Origin of the sequence: Streptomyces globisporus (assembly GCF_003501885.1) — a bacterium.
Taxonomy (GTDB): domain Bacteria; phylum Actinomycetota; class Actinomycetes; order Streptomycetales; family Streptomycetaceae; genus Streptomyces; species Streptomyces globisporus_D.
Window position 1 is genome coordinate 1 of record NZ_QWFA01000131.1, and the last position, 21,471, is coordinate 21,471.

Sequence of the window (21,471 nt, forward strand, 5' to 3'; positions counted from 1 at the left end):
GGTCCCTGGTGCGGGGCCGGAACCGCCTGGTGAGGCGCTCCGGGATGCGGGGCGGGCCCACCGGGGTGGGGGGCCTGCACGGGCTGCGGGGTCGTCTCGCTCACTTCGCTCACTCGCTCCAGGTTACTGAGCGCCCCTCCGGCCCCCGGTCAGGGGGTCGCCGCCGATACGACATACACGACGGGGCTGGCCGGATCGGTCATGTTGACCGTGATGTTCTGGGTGGGGCGCGGCTTCTTGTTGCTGTGCGTGGTGCCGGCCCAGTGCTCGCCCGGGCCGAAGGACCAGCCGGTGATCTTGATGTCCCGCGGGCTGATGGTGATCCTGTCCGGCTCCAGCGCCGCACGCCCGGTGCCCATTCCGGTCAGGAAGCGGTCGAGACCGGCGGAGGTGGTCCGGAACTTCGCGTACATCCGGCTGGCTTTCCAGTTGTTCGTCTCGTAGTACTGGACGCCCTGTCCGTTGCCGGGGATCGGGATCTCGAAGATCCGGCGCTGCATCTTGGAGGGCCAGCCCTCGCGCAGCCCCTGGGCGGCCGCCTCGGTCTCCTTGTCCATGCCCGAGCGGCGGCTCTGGCCGGCCGAGATGAGCAGGTAGCCGGCCGGGATTCCGATCAGGAGCACGATGATCGTGGCGGTAATGAAGCGCCGCTTGAACACCCGCCGGCGGTCCTCGGGCGGTTTGCCCTCGCCGTCGCCCGGAGACTCCGACTGGTGCGGCACCACGGGGTGCTCGGCTGCGATCATGATCAGGTGGTCCCTAGGTGCTGCGGCGACGTGACGAGGCGTACGGAGGGGTGGACGCCGAAGAGGGCGGTCGCGGTTCAATCGACGGTGCGGGTGGACCGCGTGTTGCGGATGGTGCTCGCCGCCTGGTCGTAGATCTGGGCGTACCGCTCGTAGCGCTCGACGCGCCGCCGGTTGGTCCGGCGGAAGCGGCGGGCGACCAGCCGCGCCAGGTCCGCGGCGCCGACCATACCCGCCTCGGGGCCCAGCTGCGCCTTGGCGATCCTCGCCTCGGGGCGGTAGCCGCGGCCGGTGAGGTGGCGCTTGAAGGCGTCCCGGGCGGGGTTGATCAGGAGGTCGTCGGCGGCGCTGACACCGCCTCCGATGACGAAGCAGGAGGGGTCGAGCGCGGCGGCCAGATTGGCGATGCCGATGCCGAGCCACTGGCCGATGTCCTGGAGGAGTTCGATGCACATCGCATCGCCCTCGCGGGCCAGTTCGGTGATGAGCGGCCCGGTGATGTCGGAGACGTTCCCCTTCACGCGGTCCAGCAGGTAGTGGGCGACCGGGGAGTCGGCGGCGGCCAGCTCCTTGGCCTCGCGGACGAGGGCGTTGCCGGAGCTGTACTGCTCCCAGCAGCCCCGGTTGCCGCAGGGGCAGCGGTGGCCCGAGGGCACGACCTGCATGTGGCCGAACTCACCGGCCACGCCGTACTTGCCGCGCTTGACCTGGCCGTCCTCCAGGATCGCGCCGCCGATGCCCGTACCGAGGGTGATCATGACGAGGTGGTCCTCGCCGCGCCCCGCGCCGAAGCGCCATTCCGCCCAGGCGGCGGTGTTGGCGTCGTTGTCGACCATGACGGGGACGACGAGGCGGGAGGCGATGGCGTCGCGCAGGGGTTCGTCGCGCCAGGCGAGGTGCGGGGCGAAGAGGACCTTGGAACGGTCGGCGTCGACCCAGCCGGCCGCGCCGATGCCCACCGCGTGGACGTCGTGCCGGTCGGAGAGGTCCAGGACCAGCTCGACGATGGTGTCCTCGACGACCTTGGGGCTCTTGGACTTGTCGGGCGTCTCGGTGCGGACCTTCTCCAGGATGTTGCCGTCGGCGTCGACGACGCCCGCCATCACCTTCGTACCGCCGATGTCGATCCCGACCGTGGGGACGCGGGGCGCGGACAGGTGCGAGCGGCGTTCCTTGGTGCCGACCGTCTTGAGGACGGTGGCGCGGGCGGAGCCGCGGTGGGCGAAGTCGCGGTACGTGCTCATCGTCCCTGCGGGGTCTGAGGGGCCGGGCCGCAGTCGCGGCCGGCGGCGGACGGCGCCCGCCGCGCTCGATTCTGCCACTGCCCGGCCCCGGCGGGCCGATGGGCGGGGTCGGCCGCGCCGGGGCGGGCCTCCGGTCAGGACCCTTCTTCGGTCGCCGCGGGAGTGCCCGGGAGGGTGGGCGCCGGGGTGCGTTCCAGCTCGTGGCTGAGCTCCTCCAGCTCGCTGCCGCCCGCCATCTGCCGGGTCAGCTCGTCGAGCGTGATGTCGTCCTTGGTGTGGCTGCCGGACATCACTCCGCGCTTGAGGAGGACGAACCGGTCGCCGACGAGGTGCGCGTGGTGCGGATTGTGCGTGATGAGGACCACGCCGAGGCCTGCGTCGCGGGCGGCCGCCACATACTTGAGCACGACACCGGACTGCTTGACGCCGAGCGCGGCGGTCGGCTCGTCCAGGACGAGGACCTTGGCGCCGAAGTAGACGGCGCGGGCGATGGCCACGCACTGGCGCTCGCCGCCGGACAGGGTGCCGATGGGCTGGTCGACGTCGCGCAGGTCGATGCCCATGCGGAGCAGTTCGGTACGGGTCGTCTCGCGCATCTTCCGGACGTCGAGGCGCTTGAAGGGGCCGACGCCCGTCGTGGGCTCGGAGCCGAGGAAGAAGTTCCGCCAGACCGGCATCAGCGGGACGACGGCGAGGTCCTGGTAGACCGTGGCGATGCCCCGGTCCAGGGCATCGCGCGGGTTGGCGAGGGCGGTCTCCTCGCCCTCGATCAGGAAGCGTCCGGCGTCGTGTCCGTGCAGCCCCGCGATGATCTTGATGAGGGTGGACTTGCCGGCGCCGTTGTCGCCGAGGACGCAGGTGATCTCGCCCGCGTGGACCTCCAGCGAGACGTGTTCCAGGGCCTTGATGTTGCCGTAGAACTTGGACACGTCGTCCAGCTCGACGAGCGGTCCCGAGGTCTCTTCAGGGGTGGCCGTCATGACGTCGCCTCCGCGCGCTTGCGCACCCACGCGTTGAGCAGGGTGGCCAGGAGCAGCATCGCTCCCAGGAAGAATTTGAACCAGTCCGGGTTCCACTCGGCGTAGACGATGCCCTTGCTGGTCATGCCGAAGATGAAGGCGCCGACCGCCGAGCCGATCGCGGAGCCGTAGCCGCCGGTGATCAGACAACCGCCGATGACGGCGGCGATGATGTACGTCAGCTCGTTGCCGACGCCCTCGCCGGACTGGACGACGTCGTAGCTGAACAGCAGGTGCTGGCCGGAGATCCAGGCGGCGAAGGCGACGCCGAGGTAGAGGCCGATCTTGGTGCGGACGACCGGGACGCCGACCGCGCGGGCCGCGTCGGCCTCGCCGCCGACGGCGAAGATCCAGTTGCCGAAACGGGTACGGAGCAGGATCCAGGTGGCGAGGGCGACGAGGGCGATCCACCACAGGATGGTCACCTTGAACTCGACGCTGCCGACGGTCAGCGTGGAGGCGAACAGGGCGTGGGCCGAGTCGAAGCCCTCCATGTCGCCGATCGCCTTGGTGGAGACGGTGCCGCTGATGAGCTTGGTGAAGCCGAGGTTCAGACCGGTCAGCATCAGGAACGTGCCGAGCGTGATGATGAAGCTCGGCAGTTTGGTGCGGGTCAGCATGAAACCGTTGAACGCGCCGATGGCGAGCGTGACCAGCAGGGACACGAGGACGCCGACCCAGACGTTGGCCGTCATCTGGTAGCTGAACATCGAGGAGATCAGCGCGGAGCTGGTCACCAGGACGCCCGCGGAGAGGTCGAACTCGCCGCCGATCATCAGCAGGGCGACGGGGGCGGCCATGATGCCGAGGACCGAGGCCGCGTACAGGACGGTGCCGAAGCTGGAGGCCTGGAGGAAGCTGTCGGCGACGATCGCGAAGAACACGAAGACGGCGACCGCGCCGACGACCGAACCCAGTTCGGGGCGGCCGAGCAGCTTGCGGAGCGGCGAGGTGTGGACGAGGCGCTCGTCGAGCTGCGCGGACTTCTCCGGTGCGGCGGTGGAGCCGCTCATCGGGTGCCCCGCTTGGTGTAGTCGGCCAAGGCGTCGGCGTCGTCCTTGGTGATGACCTGCGGGCCGGTGAGGACGGGCTGGCCGCCGCCGAGCACGTTGCGGTTGTAGCGGTAGAGCCAGAGCAGGTCGACGGCCTGGTACCCCTGGAGGTAGGGCTGCTGGTCGACGGCGAAGCCGAGCTTGTCGCCCTGGAGGCCGGTGGCGACCTTGGCGTTGAGGTCGAAGGTGTCGATCTCGGCCTTGCTGCCCGCCGTCTGCTTGGCCTGGACGGCCGCGTCGGCGAAGGGGGCGCCGAGGGTGACGACCGCGTCGATGCTCTTGTCGGACTGGAGCTTGGCCTCGATGGACGCGGTGACGTCGGGCATGTTGGTGCCGTCGACGTACAGGTTCTGCATCGTGCCGTCGAAGGTCTTCTTCGCGCCGGCGCAGCGCTGCTCGTGGCCCACGTTGCCCTGCTCGTGCAGGACGCACAGGACCTTCTTCCGGTCTCGGCTGTTCAGCTCGTCGCCGACGGCCTCACCGGCGATGGTCTCGTCCTGGCCGATGTGGGTGAGCGCCCCGAACTCCTTCGACTCGGCGGAGCCGGAGTTCACGGTGACGACCGGGATGCCCGCCTTGACGGCCTTGGCGACCACGGCCTTCATCGCGTCCGGCTTGGCCAGCGAGACGATCAGCCCGTCGACCTTCTTGTCGATCGCGGTCTGGACGAGCTGGGCCTGCTGGTTGGCCTCGTCGTTGTGCGAGTAGAGGAAGTTGATGTTGTCCTTGACGGCCGCCTGCTCGGCGCCCTTCTGGACGATGTCCCAGAAGGTGTCGCCGTCTCCCGAGTGGGTGACCATGGCGAAGGTCCAACGCGGGGTGTTCACCGCGGCCCGCCCCTCGGCGGCCTCGGCCGCGCGTTCTTCCGCCCGCTTGCCGCCGGTGCTGCTGCATCCCGCGGCTGCCAGCATCACTGCCAGCACGGCGCCCATCGCGCGTACCCCTGTCCGAACCCTTGCCACGACACCGTGCCCTTCTTCTGCTGCTGTGCGCTTCGCTCGGCCGTGCCGGGTGTACGGCCCCGGGCCGGCTGCCCAGTATCCCCGAGCCCTGCCCAGGGGCCTTGCGCGGGTGGCCGACGGTCACAGGAGCCTGGGGCACGGAGCCGCCGAGCGCAACCCGTGTGCCGGGACCTGTATCCAGCCCGTCACGCGCGCCCGGGCGGGCCCGCGCCCCTTGGAGTGGGCAACCGGGAACGGACCGGAGGGGGCGCCGGACGGGCTGGAATGGCACCGGCTACGGGCGGACCAGGAGCTGGAACTCGAACGCGTATCGCGCCGCCCGGTAGACGTGCGACCCGAACTCCACCACCCGCCCCGTGTCGTCGTACGTCACCCGCTCCATCGTCAGCAGCGGCGCCCCCGGCTCCTCGTCCAGGACCCCCGCCTCCCCCACCGTCGCGGCGCGCGCCCCCACCGACTGGCGGGCGCTGTGCAGCGTGATGCCGCCGGCGCGCATCAGCCGGTAGAGGCCCGTGGCCTCCAGCTCCTCGGTGCGCAGGGGCACCAGCCCCGGCGGCAGGTGGTTGCGCAGGAGCGCCATCGGTTCGCCGTGCGCGCTGCGCAGCCGCTCCACGAGGTGGACCTCGCTGCCCTCGGCGACCCCGAGCGCGGCGGCGACCTCGGCCGTGGCCGGTTCCGTCGCGTTGCGCAGGACCTCGGTGGCGGGGCGCTGGCCCGCCGCCTCCAGGTCGTCGTAGAGCGAGCTGAGCTCCAGCGGGCGGCGGACCTGGCTGTGGACGACCTGGGTGCCGACCCCCCTCCGGCGGACCATCAGGCCCTTGTCGACGAGCGTCTGGATGGCCTGGCGGACGGTCGGCCGGGACAGGCCGAGCCGGGCGGCGAGGTCGATCTCGTTCCCGAGCAGGGCGCCGGGGGCCAGCCGGCCCTGTTCCACGGCCGCCTCCAGCTGCTGCGCCAGCTGGAAGTAGAGCGGCACCGGGCTGGTGCGGTCCACGCTCAGCGGCAGCGGCCGGTCGGTTCCATGTGCGGTCACGGGGCGAGCGTAGTTCGCTTGTCCGGACAAAGCCATGGCACGACCGGGGCGGGAACCCGGCCGACGCGGCCCCCGTTTGTCAGGACAAACGCTTGACATGACGACGGGGCGAACGCCACCTTGGGGCCCATGCGCATCGGACTGATCGGAACGGGACGGATCGGCACATTCCATGCGGAGGTGCTGAGCCGTCACCCCGCCGTGGACGCCCTGCTGCTGGCGGACGCGGACCCCGAGCGGGCGGCCGCCGCGGCCGGTCGGACGGGGGCCACGGCCGTCTCCGTGGACGACCTGTTCACCGGGGCGGGCGAGGCCCGGGGCCGGCCCGACGCCGTGGTGATCTGTTCGGCGACCGCCGCCCACGCCGGGCTCATCGCGCGGGCCGCCCGCGCCGGGCTGCCGGTCTTCTGCGAGAAGCCGATCGCCCTGGACCTGCCCGGCACGCTCGCCGCGCTGGCGGAGGTCGAGGCGGCGGGGAGCCTGCTCCAGCTCGGCTTCATGCGGCGCTTCGACGGCGGGTACGGCGAGGCCAGGGCCGCCGTACGGGACGGGAGGCTCGGCCGGCTGCACACCGTGCGGGCGGTCACCTCCGATCCCACGCCGCCGCCCGCCGCCTACCTCCCGCTCTCCGGCGGGCTGTACCGCGACTGCCTGGTCCACGACTTCGACATCCTGCGCTGGGTGACGGGCCGCGAGGTGAGCGAGGTGTACGCCACCGGCTCGGACAGCGGGCCCGCGATGTTCCGGGAGGCCGGGGACGTGGACACCGCCGCCGCCCTGCTCACCCTCGACGACGGGACGCTCGCCACCGCCACCGCGACCCGGTGCAACGGCGCCGGGTACGACGTACGGATGGAACTGGCCGGCGAGCTGGACCAGATCGCCGTCGGCCTCGACGACCGTACGCCGCTGACCTCTGCCGAGCCGGGCGGCCCCGGCGCCCCGGCGAAGCCCTGGCCGGGCTTCCTGGAACGGTTCGCCCCGGCGTACGAGGCGGAGCTGGACGCGTTCCTGCGCGTGGTCCGCGGCGAGTCGGCCAATCCGTGCGACGGGCGGGAGGCCCTGCACGCCCTGCGGATCGCCGAGGCGTGCGAGGTCTCCCGCCGCGAACGCCGGCCGGTGGCGATGACCGAGATCCCCGGCGGCTGAGCCTCCGGAGACCACCCGCTACCAGGCGACCGGCAGGCTCAGCGGGCCCCGCATCAGCATCCCGGCGCGCCAGGTCAGCGTCTCCGGGTCGGCGGTCAGCCGCAGCTCCGGGCAGCGCTCCAGCAGCGACCGGATGGCGGTCCGGGCCTCGATGCGGGCCAGCGGCGCGCCCAGGCAGTAGTGGATGCCGTGCCCGAAGGCGATGTGGCCCCGGGCGTCCCGGGTGATGTCGAAGCGGTCCCCGCCGGGGTAGCGGTCGGGGTCCCGGTTGGCGTCCGACATCGCGACCAGGACCAGTTCGCCGCCGCCGGGGATCACCGTGCCGCCCACCTCGATCGGTTCGGTGGTGAAGCGGTACGTGGGGGTCTCCACCGGCCCCTCGAAGCGCAGGATCTCCTCGACGGCGTTGTCGATCAGGGAGAAGTCAGCCCGCAGGGCCGCCAGTTGACCGGGGTGCGCGAGCAAGTTGTGGACGCCGTTGGTGATGAGGTTGACGGTGGTCTCGTGCCCGGCGACGAGCAACAGCCACGCCATGCCGATCAGTTCCTCGCCGGACAGCCGGTCGCCTTCCTCGTCGGCGGTGTGGATCAGCGCGCTCAGCAGGTCGTCGCCGGGCTTCTCCCGCTTGTCGGCCAGCAGACCGGTGATGTACGCGGTCATGGCCTGGGTGGAGGAGGCGCGCACGGACGGGTCGATGGAGGAGACCGCCTGGCCCGACCAGGTACGGAAGTCCTCGCGGTCCAGGAACGGCACGCCGAGCAGTTCGCAGATCACCGACATGGGCAGCGGGAAGGACAGCGCCTCGACGAGATCGGCCGAACGGTCCGGGGCCGCGAGCATCGCGTCCAGCAGCTCGTCGGTCATCTCCTGTATCCGGGGCGCAAGTTGCTCCATACGGCGCGGGGTGAACTCGCGGGCGACCAGCTTGCGCAGCCGGGTGTGGTCGGGGGCGTCGGAGCCGAGCATCGAGGCGCCCGCGGACACCTTGCTGACGCCGAGCGCGGGCGAGGCGTTGTCCCAGTCTTTGGAGAGCCGCTGGTCGGCGAGGAGGGCGCGGCCCGCCTCGTATCCGACGACGAGCCAGGCGTCCGCACCCTCGGGGATCCGGACCCGGTGGACCGGTCCCTTGGCGCGCAGGGCGGCGTAGGCGGGGTAGGGATCGCGGGTGAACTGCTCGCCGAGCCCGGCGAGATCGACCAGGGGTTCGGAGGTCAACACGGTTCCCTTCAGGAGGCGTTGCGGCGACACTTCACGGCGTTGCGGGGCCCCTCACCAGCGCACCGGCAGACTCCGGGTGCCGCGCATCAGCAGGCCCGGGAGCCAGTCCGGTTCGCCGCCGGACGGGTAGTGGGCGAGACCGGGGCAGCGTTCCAGCAGCGCGCCGATCGCGATGCGCGCCTCCATCCGGGCGAGCGGTGCGCCCAGGCAGTAGTGCGCACCGTGGCCGAAGGCCAGGTGGCCCTGGGGCTCGCGGCGGATGTCGAAGGCGTCCGGGGCCGGGAAGCGGGTGGGGTCGCGGTCGGCGGAGGCCAGCGCGACGAGCACCGCGGCGTCGCGCGGGATCACGGTGGAGCCGATGGCCACCGGCTCCCGGGCGAAGCGGAAGGTGGCGGTCTCCACGGGCCCGTCGTAGCGCAGCATCTCCTCCACCGCGCCGTCGATGAGCCCCGGTTCGGCGCGCAGCAGGGCGAGCTGGTCGGGGTGGTCGAGCAGGGCCCGGACCCCGTTGGCGATCAGGTTGACGGTGGTCTCGTGTCCCGCGACGAGCAACAGGAATGCCATGCCGACCAGTTCGGCGGAGGAGAGGCTGTCGCCGTCCTCGTCGGTGGTTCGGATCAACGCGCTCAGCAGGTCCTCGCCGGGCGAACGGCGTTTGTCCGCGATGAGGTCGACGAGGTAGGCGTTCATCGCGCCGGCCGGGTCGGCCTCCCGCTGCTCCCGGGTGGGCGTGACGATGCCGTTCGAGAGCGCACGAAAGGCGTCCCGGTCGATGTCCGGGACGCCGAGGAGTTCGCAGATCACGGTCATCGGCAGCGGGAAGGCGAGCGCGTCGACCAGGTCGGCGGAGCCCTGGGGCACCATCGCGTCCAGGAGCCGGTCGGTGATCTCGGTGACGCGCGGGCGCAGCGCCTCGATGCGCCGGGCGGTGAACTCGCGGACGACGAGCCGGCGCAGCCGGGTGTGGTGCGGGGCGTCGAGCTCCAGCATGTTGGCGCTGAGCTGGGCCTCGGACGCCTCCCAGCGTCCGGTGGTGCGCCAGTCCTTGCCGAGCCGCTGGTCGGCGAGGGCGGCGCGGCCCTCCTCGTGTCCGACGATCAGCCAGATCCGCTCCATGTCCTCGGTGCGCACGGTGTGCACCGGCCCCTCGGCGCGGAGCTTCGCGTAGTACGGGTAGGGGTCGGCGGTGAAGTCCGGCAGGTCGCGCAGATCGAGCTCGGCCATGGTGGGCGGCCCCTCTCCCGTCGCGGCCCGCTCCGTTCCGGGCCGTTCCCCTTCACCCTAGGTGGATCCCACCGCTGTCGTCCGTGTCGAGGAGCCCCGCATCGTGGACCAACAGGGCGATCTGGACACGGTTGTTGAGTTCGAGTTTGGCGAGAATCCGTGAGACGTGGGTCTTGACTGTGGCGACGCTGAGGTAGAGGGAGGCCGCGATCTCCGCGTTGGAGCCGCCGCGCCCGACGGCGACCGCGACCTCCTGCTCCCGCTCGGCGAGTTGGCCGAAACGCCTGCGTGCGCGGTGGGCGCGGTCGGCCCGGTCGTCGCGCCCGCCCCCGGCCGCGCGGGCCATCAACTGACGGGTGACGGCGGGTGAGAGGACCGGGTCCCCGGCGGCGACCCGGCGGACCGAGTCGACGATCCGGGCCGGCGGGGTGTCTTTCAGGACGAATCCCGCCGCCCCGGCCCGGATGGCGCGGAGCACCTGTTCATCGGCGTGGAAGGTGGTCAGGACGACGACTTCGGGGGCGTCGGGCCGGCGGCGCAGCCGCTCGGTCGCGGTGAGTCCGTCCATGACCGGCATCCGGATGTCCATCAGCACGACATCGGGGCGCAGCCGCTCGACCAGCTCCTCGACCTCGTCGCCGTCCGCGCCCTCCCCGACGATGTCGATGCCCTGGTCGCCGCCGAGCATCAGCGTCAGTCCCGCCCGGACCAGCGGGTCGTCGTCGACGATCAGCAGACGGACGGGCGCGGAGAAGGCCGGGGGTGTCGGGGACGCCGGGGTGTTCATGACGGCCACCGTAGCCAGCCGGCGCGCGGCGCCGGTACCGCGGGCGTCGCTCCTTCCCGTACGGCGGGCGTCACCCGTTCCCGTACGGCGGGCGTCACCCGTTCCCGTACGGCGGGCGTCGCTCGCTCCCGTACGGCGGCGATCACGCGGCGGGCCACGGCAGGCGGGCCCGGACCGCGAAGCCGCCGTCCTTCGTAGGGCCGTGCTCCAGCTCTCCCCCGGCGAGGGTGGCGCGTTCGGTGAGGCCGATGAGCCCCTGGCCGGAGCCGGGGACCCGTTCGAAGGGTTCGGTGGGGGCGGGGTTCACCACCTCGACGGTCAGGTCCTCGCCGGGTCCGCCGGTCACGGTGAGGGAGACCTCGGTGCCGGGCGCGTGCTTGCGGGCGTTGGTCAGGGCCTCCTGCGCGATGCGGTAGACCGTGCGGCCGGTGGCGGCGGGGGCGTCCTGGGGTTCGGTGATCCGGTTGTCGACGGCGACCTTCATGCCCGCGAGCCGGGATTCGGCGACGAGGGCGTCCAGCGTGGCGAGGGTGGGCTGCGGCCGGTGGGCCTCGTCGGTGTCGCCGGGTCCGCGCAGGACGCCGATGATCTCGCGGAGATCCTGGAGGGCCTCGTGGGCGCTGTCCCGGATGACGCCGGCCGCCCGGCCGACCTCGGCGGCGGGGGCGTCGGGCCGGAACTCCAGGGCCCCGGCGTGCACGCTGAGCAGGGTCAGCCGGTGGGCCAGGACGTCGTGCATCTCGCGGGCGATGGCCTCCCGGGCGAGGCGCTGGGCCTGTTCGGCGCGCAACTCCGCCTCGGCCTCGGCGCGTCGGGCACGTTCGCGGAGGCTGACGACGAGCTGGCGCCGGGACCGTACGGCCATGCCCCAGCTGATCACCAGGAGGATCAGCAGGACGCCGAAGAGGACCGAGGCGAGGAAGGACGTCGTCGGGTCGGGGCGCAGGAACGGCTGCACGGGTACCAGGGCCAGCGCGAGCGCCCCGACCATCGCGACCGGCTTGAACGGGCGGTGGACGGCCAGGCTGAAGAGGGCGACCAGCAGGGCCCCGGCGGCCACCGGCTCCACGACGGACACGAGGGTCAGGGCGACGGCGAGGGCGACGGGCCAGCGGCGTCGGAGCCAGAGGGCGCAGCAGGCCAGCGCGCCGACGATCGAGTCCACGAAGACGACGACGTCGGCCGTGGTGTCGTCGGCCTCGATCGTGCCGAGGGCCAGCATGCCGATGCCCGCGGCGATGAGGAAGGCCGTGATGTCGACGGCCCAGTCCCGCACGGTCCGCCGCGTCCGGACCCGGTCGTCCGGCAGCTCGGGGTCGGCCATCGCCGACGGAAGCAGCCAGCGGTACTCGGTGCGCGTCATATCGACAAAGTTACGCAGCCTGACGGCCCGAAAGGACTCCGAGCGGCGCGGGAGCTACCAAAGTCGCGCCCTGCGCTACTTTCGGCGCGGCGGACGGGACCGGTGGCCGACGCGGCGGGCGCGGGGCGGGCGGGAGGCTCGGCCCATGAAGAAAATCGTCGAGACGATCGGGTTCCTCGTCTTCGTCCAGGGCGCGGGCGGGCTGCTGTACGAGTGGACGGGCTGGTTCCGGTTCTGGACGCTGGTGCACCACATCGACTTCCTCAGCGACCGCACGCTGTTCGTCAACATCGTCCTGATCGTGGCGGGGGCCGCCGTGATGATCGCGGCGGATTCGATCAAGACCTGACCAGGGGGTGTCCGGCGGATCAGGGCCGGACGCCCCCGAGGGCGGCGCGCCGTCCCCACCCGGTGCCCGCCAGCACGAGCACGGCCCCGGCCACCCCCAGGGCGCCGAGGTGGTCCCCGCCGAGACTGATGCCGACGGCGGCGGCCCACAGCGGTTCCGTACCGAGCAGCAGGCTGACCCGGGACGGCGAGGTGCGGCGTACGGACCACATCTGTACGAAGAACGCGAACAGCGTGCAGAACACCGAGAGGAAGACGAGGCCCGCCCACTCCCGGGCGCCGAAGCCCACGGCCGTGCTCCACGGTGAGGCCCCGGTGCCGGGGAGTGCGGCGAGCACGGCGAAGACGGCGACCGCGCCGCCGAGTTGGACGGTCGTCAGGGAGAGCGAGTCGGCGTCCCGTACCGCCTTGATCCGGGCCATGGCCAGGACGTGGACCGTACGGGCGAGAGCGGCGAGGAGCATCAGGAGGTCGCCGGCCGACGGGCTGGTGAATCCGCCGCCCTGGGTCAGCAGGACCACTCCGGCGACGGAGAGTCCGGCCGCGGCGACGAATCCGGCCGACGGGCGGACACGGGTCACGGCGGCCTCGGCCAGCGGTGTGAAGATCATGGTCAGGCTGATGATCAGCCCGGCGTTGGTGGCGGAGGTGTGCACCACCCCGTACGTCTCCAGCAGGAAGATCCCGCTCAGTACCAGACCCAGCACGCCGCCGCCCCGCCACTGCGCACCGGTCAGCGCCCGCAGCTTGCGCCATCCGACCGCCACGAGCACCGGCAGCACGATCGCGAAGCGCAGGACGAGGACGGCGACGACGGTGTGCGTGGTGGTGATGCCCTTGGCGGCGAGATAGCTCGCGCCCCAGACGGCGGCGACCGCCAGCACGGGCAGGTCGGTGACCCAGGCGCGGCGCGGGGAGATGCTCCCCGCGGCGGGCACGACGGCAGCGGACACGCGGTTCTCCCGGATTCTCCACGGAACGTGATGTGGAGACCTCACCGGCTCGCACGCGGAGTGATCACGCTACCCGCCGGGTTCCCGGAAAGGGAACACCTGTCTCAGCGGTCGGATCACTCCCGGGCATCTCCCGCCGCTCCCTAGACTGACGCATCGGTAACGCTGAGGCACGGAGTGGTCACATGGCGTCGGTAAGAGCGGACGGGCGGGTCGAGCGGGGCAACCAGACCCGGCAGTTGGTCCTGGGCCGGGCGGTGCAGATCGCCTCGGTCGAAGGGCTTGAGGGCCTGTCGCTGGGACGGCTGGCCACCGAGTTGGGGCTGAGCAAGAGCGGGGTGTTCGCGCTGTTCGGCTCGAAGGAGGGGCTCCAGCTGGCCACCGTGCGGGGAGCGGTGGCCGTCTACGTCGACCACGTGCTGCGCCCCACCCGGTCGGTGCCGCCGGGGCTCGGGCGGGTCTGGCGGATGTGCGAGGCGTGGATCGCGTACTCCCGCGAGCGGGTGTTCCGGGGCGGCTGCTTCTTCTACGCCGCCACCGCCGAGTTCGACGCCCGCAGCGGCCGGGTGCACGACGCCCTGGCGTCCGCGCAGACGGGCTGGGTCACCTTCGTGGAGGAGACGATCGAGGAGGCCAGGGCCGCCGGGGAGCTGGCCGGGGACACCGACGTGCGCCAGTTGGCGTTCGAGGTGATCGCCCTGCTGGAGCTGGCCAACGCCGAGTCGGTGCTCCAGAACAACAACCACGGCTACGACAAGGCGGCCCGCGCCATCCTGACCCGTCTGCGAGCGGCGGCGACGGACCCCGCGCTCCTGCCGTTACGGTGAGCGTCCCCGGGCCGTCGTAGGTGTCCGATACCCGCCGGTGCGCGGGTCCCGGCGCGCGTTTGCTGGGGGATGCCGTCGGAGCGACGGCGTCCCCGTCAGCGAGGAACAGCCATGTCCAGGACCGCTTCCAGCACCCCTTCCGGAACCCTGCCCGCCACCGCTTCCGCCGCCCTCCCCTCCGGCCTTCATCACCGGGCCGCCCTGGTCACCGGGGGCAGCCGGGGCATCGGCGCGGCGATCGCGCTGCGGCTCGCCCAGGACGGCGCGGACGTCGCGGTCACCTACGTCCAGGACGAGGAGGCGGCCCGTGCGGTCGTCGCGAAGATCGAGGGCTTCGGCCGCCGGGGCATCGCCCTGCGCTGCGACGCGGCGGACGCCGACGCGGCCGCCGACGCCGTGCACCGGGCGGCGGACGCGCTCGGCCGGCTGGACATCCTGGTCAACAACGCGGGCATCGGCGTCCTCGGCCCGATCGCCGCGCTCGCCGGTCCTGACGTGGACCGAACGCTGACGGTGAACGTACGGGCGGTCTTCCTCGCCTGCCGGGCGGCGGCGGAGCGGCTGGCCGACGGTGGCCGCGTCATCTCCGTGGGTTCCGCCCTGAGCCGGTACGCGGGCGGGCCCGGCTCCACCCTCTACGGGCTCAGCAAGTCCGCCCTGACCGGGCTGACCAAGCCGCTCGCCAGGGAGCTGGGGCCGCGCGGCATCACCGTGAACGTGATCCAGCCGGGGGCCGTGGACACCGATCTCAACCCGGCCGACGGTCCGTTGGCCGAGGGGCAGCGCGCGGCGAACGCGCTGGGTCGCTTCGGCACGACGGAGGAGATCGCTTCGCTGGTCGCCTACCTCGTGAGCGCCGAGGCGGGCTTCATCACGGGCACCGAGCTCGTCGTGGACGGCGGCCACGCGGCCTGAGCGCCGCCGCCCGGGCGTACGTGGGGGCATCCTCCCGGCTCACCCCTGGCCCGCCGCGTGGGCGTGCGCCGGGGGAGGCTCCCCCGGCGGGCGCGTCCGGCTGCCCCGTACCGGCCGCGCCCCTACGCTGGCCGGGACGGGGCAGCGACGGGAAGGACAGGACCAGCACATGTCCGGCACACCGGTTCACACGCTCAACGACGGCACCCGGCTCCCCGCGGTGGGGCTCGGCACCTATCCGCTGGACGACGCGGCGGCCGAGGAGGCCGTCGCCGGGGCCCTGGAGCTGGGCTACCGGCTGGTCGACACGGCCCTCAACTACGGCAACGAGACCGGCACCGGCCGGGGCATCGCCCGCAGCGGCGTCCCCCGCGAGGAGGTCGTCGTCACCACGAAGGTGCCCGGCCGGCATCAGGGGTACGAGGAGACGCTCGCCTCGTTCGAGGAGTCACGGGCCCGCCTGGGCGTCGACTACGTCGACCTGTATCTGATCCACTGGCCGCTCCCCCGCGTCGACAAGTACGTGGACACGTGGAAGGCGATGATCCGCCTCCGCGAGGACGGTCTCGTCCGCTCCATCGGCGTCTCCAACTTCACCGCGGCGCATCTGGAGCGGCTGGAGCGGGAGACGGGGGTGCTGCCCTCGGTGAACCAGATCGAGATGCATCCGCTCCTTCCGCAGGAGGAGCTGCGGGCGGTGCACGCGGCGAAGGGCATCGTGACGGAGAGCTGGAGCCCGCTGGCCCGGGGCCGGGAGGTGCTGGAGGACCCCTCGATCGTGGCGATCGCGGACGACCACGGGGTGACGCCCGGCCAGGTGGTGCTGCGCTGGCACACCCAGCTGGGCGCGGTGCCGATCCCGAAGTCGGCGGATCCGGGACGTCAGCGCGAGAACCTCGATCTGTTCGGGTTCGAGCTGACGGCGCAGGAGCTGACGACGATCGCGTCCGGGCGACAGCGCCGGTTCGGCGGCGACCCGGAGTCCCACGAGGAGTTCTGAGCTCCTGCGGCACCTGCCTTCGCGCAACGACCGGCCGGGCGCACCGCGATCCCCCTGCGATCGTGGTGCGCCCGGCCGTGTCCGCTGTTCGGGGTCAGCCGCCGAGCTCCCGGTGACGGGCCGCCAGGGCCGCCGCGCCCTCGTCGGTGAGCGATCCGTACAGCCGCAGCCGGGAGATGCCGCCGTCCGGGAAGATGTCGATCCGTACGTGGGTGGCCCGGACGGTCCCGTCGAGCACGAAGCGGTGGTTGGTGTCGGGCTGGAGACGGGTCCGGGGCAGGATCTCGGTCCAGTCGCCGTCCTCCCCGTCCCGTACCGAAAGGCTCGCCCAGCCCGCCGAGTTGCCCTTGAGGTAGGCGGTGTCGATCTCGACGGCCCGGATCCCCGACTGTGCGGCGAGCCGGTAGCTGATCCAGTCGTTGCCCTGGTCGCGCCGGCGCCGGGTCTCCCAGCCGTCGTCCATCTTGCGGGAGCGGCCGGGCTGGATGGTGTTGGTGGCCGGGGAGTAGAAGCGGTCGGATGCGTCCTCGACCTGGCCGCCGTTCTCCAGGGCCGCGAGGTCGAACGTACCGAGAGCGGCGAGCCACGCGGGGTCCGGGGCGACCTCTCCGTACACGCGCAGCCGGGCGATCCCGCCGTCCGGGTGCTGGTTGACCCGCAGATGCGTGAAGCGCTGCTCGGCGTCGACGGCGAACCCGTTGGCCGCATGGCCGCCGACCGCCGTACGGGGGACGAGGGTCGTCCACTTCACGTCGGGGGCGAGGAGGTCCTCGGGGGACGGGGAGCCGGGCAGGGCGACAGCCTCGACGGAGACCGCCTGCGGGTAGTTGCCGCGGAAGTGGGCGGTGTCCAGGACGATGCCCCGGATGACGCCGGGCGCGCCGAGCCGGACGAGGGCCCAGTCGTGGTCGTCGGCGGTGGGGTGGGGTTCGGCGGCGCTGACGCCTCGGCGGCGGCGGGTCTCCCAGCCGTCCATGATCTTGCCCTTGTGACCGAAGTGCTCCGGGTCGAAGACGGCGGGCTCGGGCTTGAGGAGGTTCTCGCGCTCGGCGAAGAACTCGTCGTTGGCCGCGATGACGCCCGCGCCGAGGCGGCGGTCGGCGAGGTCGACGAGGTGGGTGAAGGGGAAGGCGGCGGTGCGGTGGTCGGCGTACGGGTCGCCGCCCGCATACGGGCTGGCGTCGCCGGTGAAGCGGGGTATCGAGGCGTCCGTCATGGTCAGGGGGTCCTTTCGGGCACGGGCGGTGGTCGCGTTCCGCGTTCACGGAGGGGGCCGGGGGAACCGGTTCAGCGGTCCCGTTCCAGGAGGCGGCCGGTGGGCTCGGCGAGGACGCCGTCGGAGACGATGCGGACGCCGCGCAGCCAGCTGGAGCGGACCACGCCGTGCAGGGTCTTCCCGGCATAGGCGGTGACCTGGTTGCGGTGGAAGAGCTCGGCGGGGTCGACGGTGAAGGTCGCCTCGGGGGCCAGGACCGCGAAGTCGGCGTCGCGGCCGGCCTCGATGGCGCCCTTGCGGGTCAGCCCGGCGAGTTCGGCGGGGGCGGCGGACATCCAGCGGGCCACGTCGTCGAGGGTGTGGCCGCGCCTGCGGGCCTCGGTCCAGATGGCGGGCAGGCCGAGCTGGAGGGAGGAGATACCGCCCCAGGCGGAGGCGAAGTCCGGGGTCTTGAGGTCCGTGGTGCACGGGGAGTGGTCGCTGACGATGCAGTCGATGGTGCCGTCGGCGAGCCCGGCCCACAGGATGTCCTGGTTGGCGGCCTCGCGGATCGGCGGGCAGCACTTGAACTCGGTGGCCCCGTCCGGGACTTCCTCGGCGGTGAGGGTGAGAAAGTGCGGGCAGGACTCGACGGTGACACGGACGCCCTCGCGCTTCGCGGCGGCGATCAGCGGCAGCGCGTCGCTGGAGGAGAGGTGCAGGACGTGGACGCGGGCGTTCAGCCGCTTGGCGTGGGCGATGAGCCCTTCGATCGCCGTGTTCTCGGCGTCGCGCGGGCGGGAGGCCAGGAAGTCGGCGTAGGCGGGGCCGGAGCGCTGCGGGGCGTCGGCCAGGTGGTGAGGATCCTCGGCGTGGACGATGAGCAGTCCGCCGAATCCGGCGATCTCCGCCATGGAGCGGGCCAGCTGCTCCTGGTCCAACTCCGGGAACTCCTCGACCCCGGAGGGCGACAGGAAGCACTTGAAGCCGAAGACCCCGGCCTCGTACAACGGGCGCAGGTCCTTGACATTGGACGGGATCGCACCGCCCCAGAAGCCGGTGTCGACGTGCGCCTTGGGGGCGGCGACCTGCTGCTTGGCCCGCAGGTGGTCGACCGTGGTGGTCGGCGGGAGGGAGTTGAGCGGCATGTCCAGGAGCGTGGTGATGCCCCCGGCGGCGGCCGCGCGGGTGGCGGTCCAGAAGCCCTCCCACTCGGTGCGGCCGGGGTCGTTCACATGGACGTGGGTGTCGACCAGGCCGGGCAGCAGGACGTCGTCGCCGAAGTCCTCCAGTCGGGCGCCCGCGGGCACGTCTGCGTCGTACGGCAGGACCGCGTCGATCGTCCCGCCCGCCACGGCGACCGCCGCCGGGCGGGTGCCCTCGGGGGTGACGACGCGCGTCGAGCGCAGTACCAGGTTCACGTCCACACCGGACACCTGTGCTCCTTCACTCCAGGATGATCACCACAGCAATTCAACGAACTGTTGAAGCTCCGATGGAGTCTTCACTCGGGAAACCCCCTCGTCAAGACCCACCTTCCGGCACGGGCACCCGACGGGCCAGCCCTGCCGCCGCGCCTGGAGGTTTCCACAAAGTAAAAGTCAGATTTCGAACTGCGGAACGTAGCATGGGCCAGGAGGGGCGGCGCCGAGCCGTCCGAACCGACCGGCGGCACCCGGACAAAACAGGCTCTGACCGGCACGGACGCCGACCGGGGAGCTGTGGGCCGTACCGGAACCGCCGGGTAGGCTGCTGCCTTGCCTTCCGCTTCGAAAGGACCGTTGACGTGCCGCCGTCCCACGCCAGCACAGCCGACTCCAAGCCCTCCGGTACCAGCGGTGGGGTGCAGTCCCTTGAGCGCGCCTTCGATCTGCTGGAGCGGATGGCCGACGCCGGGGGCGAGGTCGGGCTGAGCGAGCTGTCCGCGAGCAGCGGTCTGCCCCTGCCGACCATCCACCGGCTGATGCGCACCCTGGTCGTCTGCGGGTACGTACGCCAGCAGCCCAACCGCCGTTACGCGCTGGGCCCCCGGCTGATCCGGCTCGGCGAGTCCGCCTCCCGGCTGCTGGGCACCTGGGCGAGGCCCTACCTCAGCCGGCTGGTCGAGGAGACCGGCGAGACGGCGAACATGGCGCTGCTGGACGGGGACGAGATCGTGTACGTCGCCCAGGTGCCGTCCAAGCACTCCATGCGAATGTTCACCGAGGTCGGCCGGCGCGTCCTGCCCCACTCCACCGGCGTGGGCAAGGCCCTCCTCGCGCACACCCCCGCCGACGAGGTCCGCGCGCTCCTGTCCCGTACGGGCATGCCTGCCGCCACCGAGAAGACGATCACCACGCCGGAGGGCTTCCTCGACGCCCTGGAGCAGGTGCGCCGTGCCGGATACGCGGTGGACGACAACGAGCAGGAGATCGGGGTGCGGTGCCTCGCGGTCTCCGTGCCGAACTCCCCCACCTCGGCCGCGATCTCCATCTCGGGCCCGGCGGGGCGCGTGACGGAGGCGGCCACGGAGCGGATCGTGCCGATCCTCCAGCAGGTCGCGGGCGAGCTGTCGGAGGCGCTGGCGAGCAGTGGGACGAACGGGGGCTGAACCCCCGGAACGCCGGACCGCTGGGACGAGGGGCGGTGGGACACGGAACGCCGTGTCCCACCGCCCCTCGTCTCACACCCCGGCCGGGACCGTCAGCCGTCCGTCGTTCATCGTCACCGTGCGGTCCGCCCGGTCCAGATGCGCCCGGTCGTGCGTGACCAGCACCGTGGCGGTGGCGCGCTCCCGGGTCAGGGTGACCAGCAGGTCGAGCACGGCCCCGCCGCGTACGTGGTCGAGCGCGCTGGTCGGCTCGTCGACGAGCAGGACCGCCGGTTCGTTCATCAGGGCCCGCGCGATGTTGACGCGCTGGCGCTGACCTCCCGAGAGCTGGTGCGGCCGCCGGTCGGCGCGGTCGGCGAGCCCCACCGCGTCGAGCAGCCCCAGTGCCCGGCGCCGGGCACCTCGGGCGGATCCCCCGGACAGGTGGCACATGGCCTGGAGCTGTTCGGCGGCGGTCAGCGAGGGCAGCAGGTTGGGCTGCTGGAAGACGATGCCGATCCGGTCCCGGCGCAGCGCCGCCCGCCCCGCGCGGCTCAGCCCGGCCGTCGGCGTCCCGGCCACCACGACCTCGCCGGAGTCCGGGGTGACCAGGGTGGCGGCGGCCGCGAGCAGGCTCGACTTGCCCGAGCCGGACGGCCCGACGACGGCGGTCAGCGTGCCCGCCGGTACGTCCAGCGAGACCCGGTCCAGGGCGGTCAGCCGGCCATCGCCGTCCGGGTAGGTGAGGGTGACGTCGGTCAGGGTGAGCGTCATCGGGCACTCCCGAGTGCGGTGAGCGGGTCGACGGCGGTGATCCGCCGGACGGACAGGGCGGCCCCGAGCGCGCCGAGGGCGATCATCACGGCGGCCGGGACGAGGACGGTCGCCGCGTCCAGGACGAACGGCACGGCTCCCCCGCCGATCAGGGCCCCGGCCCCGGCGGCGAGGGCGGCGCCCAGTCCCGTACCGAGGACGAGCATCACGAGGGCCTGCCCGAGCGCGTCGCGCAGGAGGTACGGGGTCGACGCGCCGAGCGCCTTCAGTACGGCGACGTCGCCGCTGCGCTGGATCGTCCAGACGGTGAAGAACGCCCCGATGACGAGCGCGGAGATGGCGAAGAGGAAGCCGCGCATGAGTTGCAGCGAGCCGTTCTCCGCCTGGTAGGAGCCGATCGCGGTGAGGGAGTCGTCGAGGGTGAGCGTGCTGGTGCCCGCCGCCGCGTCCCCCGCCGCGAGGTCCACCCCGCCGGTGGTGGTCAGGGCGATCACGGTCGCCTGTCCGGCGGGCCCGGCCCCGTCGTGGCCGACCTGCTGCCAGTCGTCGAGGGTGGTCCAGACGACGGGCGTGTGGCTGTACGAGGCGTCGGTGGCGACGGCGGCGACCTCGCGTTCGGTCCGGCCCAGCGCGATCCGGTCACCGGCGGCGGCGCCCAGCTCCTCGGCCGCCTGCTCGGAGAGAACGACCCGTCCGGGGCCGATCCCTGGCGGCCCCAGCGTGCCGTCCGGTTCGACGCCGAAGGCCGACACGGGAGCCGTCGGGCCGCCCGCCACCGTGGCGTTCAGGGTGCGGATACCGACCGGCTGCGCGGCCTCGACCCCGGGCCGGGCGGCCCAGGCCCGCCAGTCGTCCTCCCGGACGGCCGATTCGGCGAACGACTCCGGCTGCCCGTCCGGGGGCGCGGCGAAGGCCAGGTGGTCGGCGTCGAGCCCGGTGACGGCCGAGGTGTTCTCCCTGGCCAGCCCGGCGGTCAGGCCGGACAGCAGGCCCACGAGCAGCGTGATCAGCACCACGACCGAGCCCATGAGCGCGAACCGGCCCCTGGCGAAGCGAAGGTCTCTCCATGCGACGAACATGGCCCCACCGTCGT

General features: G+C 72.5%; 21 protein-coding genes. 6 read left to right on the top strand and 15 right to left on the bottom strand.

What is annotated here, in order from left to right; genetic code table 11:
• Positions 1-149 precede the first annotated feature (149 nt).
• From D3105_RS22880 to D3105_RS22905, 6 genes are all read right to left on the bottom strand, one after another.
• The gene (locus D3105_RS22880) at positions 150-746 is read right to left on the bottom strand and encodes a hypothetical protein (protein ID WP_118904937.1); all 597 of its coding nucleotides are present in this window, start codon (positions 744-746) and stop codon (positions 150-152) included.
• A gap of 77 nt (positions 747-823) precedes the next feature.
• Positions 824-1,990 (bottom strand): ROK family glucokinase, encoded by a 1,167-nt coding sequence (locus tag D3105_RS22885; protein ID WP_032787114.1) that lies wholly within the window; start codon positions 1,988-1,990, stop codon positions 824-826.
• Positions 1,991-2,124: 134 nt separating this feature from the next.
• Positions 2,125-2,970 carry an ATP-binding cassette domain-containing protein gene (locus D3105_RS22890; protein WP_118904938.1) on the bottom strand — a complete coding sequence of 282 codons (846 nt, stop codon included), beginning with the start codon at positions 2,968-2,970 and terminating at the stop codon, positions 2,125-2,127.
• Positions 2,967-4,022, bottom strand: coding sequence for an ABC transporter permease (locus D3105_RS22895; protein WP_118904939.1), 1,056 nt, complete (start codon positions 4,020-4,022; stop codon positions 2,967-2,969). The genes D3105_RS22890 and D3105_RS22895 overlap by 4 nt, the downstream gene beginning before the upstream one ends.
• Entirely contained in the window at positions 4,019-4,993 is a 975-nt protein-coding gene (locus tag D3105_RS22900; protein WP_118904940.1) for a sugar ABC transporter substrate-binding protein, read from the bottom strand. The genes D3105_RS22895 and D3105_RS22900 overlap by 4 nt, the downstream gene beginning before the upstream one ends.
• 304 nt (positions 4,994-5,297) lie before the next feature.
• A complete protein-coding gene (locus tag D3105_RS22905; protein WP_206272852.1) occupies positions 5,298-6,056 on the bottom strand; it encodes a GntR family transcriptional regulator in 759 nt (252 codons plus the stop codon).
• Positions 6,057-6,185: 129 nt separating this feature from the next.
• Between D3105_RS22905 and D3105_RS22910 the strand changes: the two genes are divergently transcribed.
• Entirely contained in the window at positions 6,186-7,205 is a 1,020-nt protein-coding gene (locus tag D3105_RS22910) for a Gfo/Idh/MocA family protein (protein WP_118904941.1), read from the top strand.
• A gap of 18 nt (positions 7,206-7,223) precedes the next feature.
• Here D3105_RS22910 and D3105_RS22915 read toward each other — a convergent pair whose 3' ends face one another.
• The 4 genes from D3105_RS22915 to D3105_RS22930 all read right to left on the bottom strand — a co-directional run bounded on the left by D3105_RS22915 (position 7,224) and on the right by D3105_RS22930 (position 11,797).
• On the bottom strand, positions 7,224-8,420 hold the full coding sequence (locus D3105_RS22915) for a cytochrome P450 family protein (RefSeq protein ID WP_118904942.1): 1,197 nt from the start codon (positions 8,418-8,420) through the stop codon (positions 7,224-7,226).
• Positions 8,421-8,474: 54 nt separating this feature from the next.
• Positions 8,475-9,647: a cytochrome P450 family protein gene (locus D3105_RS22920; RefSeq protein ID WP_118904943.1), complete on the bottom strand. Its 1,173-nt coding sequence runs from the start codon at positions 9,645-9,647 to the stop codon at positions 8,475-8,477.
• Positions 9,648-9,699: 52 nt separating this feature from the next.
• Positions 9,700-10,434, bottom strand: a complete 735-nt coding sequence (locus tag D3105_RS22925; protein ID WP_118904944.1) for a response regulator transcription factor — start codon at positions 10,432-10,434, stop codon at positions 9,700-9,702.
• A gap of 142 nt (positions 10,435-10,576) precedes the next feature.
• A complete protein-coding gene (locus D3105_RS22930; RefSeq protein ID WP_118904945.1) occupies positions 10,577-11,797 on the bottom strand; it encodes a sensor histidine kinase in 1,221 nt (406 codons plus the stop codon).
• 145 nt (positions 11,798-11,942) lie between these two features.
• On the opposite strand from D3105_RS22930, the gene D3105_RS22935 reads away from it, so the two are divergent.
• On the top strand, positions 11,943-12,146 hold the full coding sequence (locus tag D3105_RS22935; RefSeq protein WP_118904946.1) for a hypothetical protein: 204 nt from the start codon (positions 11,943-11,945) through the stop codon (positions 12,144-12,146).
• Positions 12,147-12,165: 19 nt separating this feature from the next.
• Here D3105_RS22935 and D3105_RS22940 read toward each other — a convergent pair whose 3' ends face one another.
• Complete coding sequence (locus tag D3105_RS22940) at positions 12,166-13,098, bottom strand: DMT family transporter (protein ID WP_118904947.1); 933 nt, start codon at positions 13,096-13,098, stop codon at positions 12,166-12,168.
• A 185-nt stretch (positions 13,099-13,283) separates the two neighbouring features.
• On the opposite strand from D3105_RS22940, the gene D3105_RS22945 reads away from it, so the two are divergent.
• The 3 genes from D3105_RS22945 (at position 13,284) to D3105_RS22955 (ending at position 15,840) form a co-directional block, all read left to right on the top strand.
• Positions 13,284-13,925, top strand: coding sequence for a TetR/AcrR family transcriptional regulator (locus D3105_RS22945; RefSeq protein WP_118904948.1), 642 nt, complete (start codon positions 13,284-13,286; stop codon positions 13,923-13,925).
• A gap of 111 nt (positions 13,926-14,036) precedes the next feature.
• On the top strand, positions 14,037-14,840 hold the full coding sequence (locus D3105_RS22950; protein WP_206272854.1) for an SDR family NAD(P)-dependent oxidoreductase: 804 nt from the start codon (positions 14,037-14,039) through the stop codon (positions 14,838-14,840).
• A gap of 169 nt (positions 14,841-15,009) precedes the next feature.
• The gene (locus D3105_RS22955) at positions 15,010-15,840 is read left to right on the top strand and encodes an aldo/keto reductase (protein ID WP_118904949.1); all 831 of its coding nucleotides are present in this window, start codon (positions 15,010-15,012) and stop codon (positions 15,838-15,840) included.
• A 94-nt stretch (positions 15,841-15,934) separates the two neighbouring features.
• Here the strand turns inward: D3105_RS22955 and alc are convergent, their stop codons facing one another.
• Positions 15,935-17,056, bottom strand: a complete 1,122-nt coding sequence (gene alc, locus D3105_RS22960; protein ID WP_118904950.1) for an allantoicase — start codon at positions 17,054-17,056, stop codon at positions 15,935-15,937.
• 71 nt (positions 17,057-17,127) lie between these two features.
• Positions 17,128-18,471: an allantoinase AllB gene (gene allB / locus D3105_RS22965; protein WP_118904951.1), complete on the bottom strand. Its 1,344-nt coding sequence runs from the start codon at positions 18,469-18,471 to the stop codon at positions 17,128-17,130.
• Between the two features lie 350 nt (positions 18,472-18,821).
• On the opposite strand from allB, the gene D3105_RS22970 reads away from it, so the two are divergent.
• Entirely contained in the window at positions 18,822-19,625 is an 804-nt protein-coding gene (locus D3105_RS22970) for an IclR family transcriptional regulator (protein ID WP_030585313.1), read from the top strand.
• A gap of 72 nt (positions 19,626-19,697) precedes the next feature.
• On the opposite strand, the gene D3105_RS22975 is transcribed toward D3105_RS22970, so the two are convergent.
• Both D3105_RS22975 and D3105_RS22980 read right to left on the bottom strand, forming a co-directional pair.
• Entirely contained in the window at positions 19,698-20,378 is a 681-nt protein-coding gene (locus D3105_RS22975) for an ABC transporter ATP-binding protein (RefSeq protein WP_118904952.1), read from the bottom strand.
• Positions 20,375-21,457, bottom strand: coding sequence for an FtsX-like permease family protein (locus D3105_RS22980; RefSeq protein WP_118904953.1), 1,083 nt, complete (start codon positions 21,455-21,457; stop codon positions 20,375-20,377). The genes D3105_RS22975 and D3105_RS22980 overlap by 4 nt, the downstream gene beginning before the upstream one ends.
• Between the last annotated feature and the right edge of the window lie 14 nt (positions 21,458-21,471).

Bases quoted from the DNA above. Each gene is read 5' to 3' on its own strand.
- D3105_RS22975 (WP_118904952.1), bottom strand. From the start codon at position 20,378: ATGACGCTCACCCTGACCGACGTCACCCTCACCTACCCGGACGGCGAT.
- D3105_RS22900 (WP_118904940.1), bottom strand. From the start codon at position 4,993: ATGGGCGCCGTGCTGGCAGTGATGCTGGCAGCCGCGGGATGCAGCAGC.
- D3105_RS22890 (WP_118904938.1), bottom strand. From the start codon at position 2,970: ATGACGGCCACCCCTGAAGAGACCTCGGGACCGCTCGTCGAGCTGGAC.
- D3105_RS22980 (WP_118904953.1), bottom strand. From the start codon at position 21,457: ATGTTCGTCGCATGGAGAGACCTTCGCTTCGCCAGGGGCCGGTTCGCG.
- D3105_RS22930 (WP_118904945.1), bottom strand. From the start codon at position 11,797: ATGACGCGCACCGAGTACCGCTGGCTGCTTCCGTCGGCGATGGCCGAC.
- D3105_RS22945 (WP_118904948.1), top strand. From the start codon at position 13,284: ATGGCGTCGGTAAGAGCGGACGGGCGGGTCGAGCGGGGCAACCAGACC.
- D3105_RS22950 (WP_206272854.1), top strand. From the start codon at position 14,037: ATGTCCAGGACCGCTTCCAGCACCCCTTCCGGAACCCTGCCCGCCACC.
- D3105_RS22935 (WP_118904946.1), top strand. From the start codon at position 11,943: ATGAAGAAAATCGTCGAGACGATCGGGTTCCTCGTCTTCGTCCAGGGC.
- D3105_RS22885 (WP_032787114.1), bottom strand. From the start codon at position 1,990: ATGAGCACGTACCGCGACTTCGCCCACCGCGGCTCCGCCCGCGCCACC.
- D3105_RS22895 (WP_118904939.1), bottom strand. From the start codon at position 4,022: ATGAGCGGCTCCACCGCCGCACCGGAGAAGTCCGCGCAGCTCGACGAG.
- D3105_RS22920 (WP_118904943.1), bottom strand. From the start codon at position 9,647: ATGGCCGAGCTCGATCTGCGCGACCTGCCGGACTTCACCGCCGACCCC.
- D3105_RS22925 (WP_118904944.1), bottom strand. From the start codon at position 10,434: ATGAACACCCCGGCGTCCCCGACACCCCCGGCCTTCTCCGCGCCCGTC.
- alc (WP_118904950.1), bottom strand. From the start codon at position 17,056: ATGACGGACGCCTCGATACCCCGCTTCACCGGCGACGCCAGCCCGTAT.
- D3105_RS22910 (WP_118904941.1), top strand. From the start codon at position 6,186: ATGCGCATCGGACTGATCGGAACGGGACGGATCGGCACATTCCATGCG.
- D3105_RS22955 (WP_118904949.1), top strand. From the start codon at position 15,010: ATGTCCGGCACACCGGTTCACACGCTCAACGACGGCACCCGGCTCCCC.
- D3105_RS22880 (WP_118904937.1), bottom strand. From the start codon at position 746: ATGATCGCAGCCGAGCACCCCGTGGTGCCGCACCAGTCGGAGTCTCCG.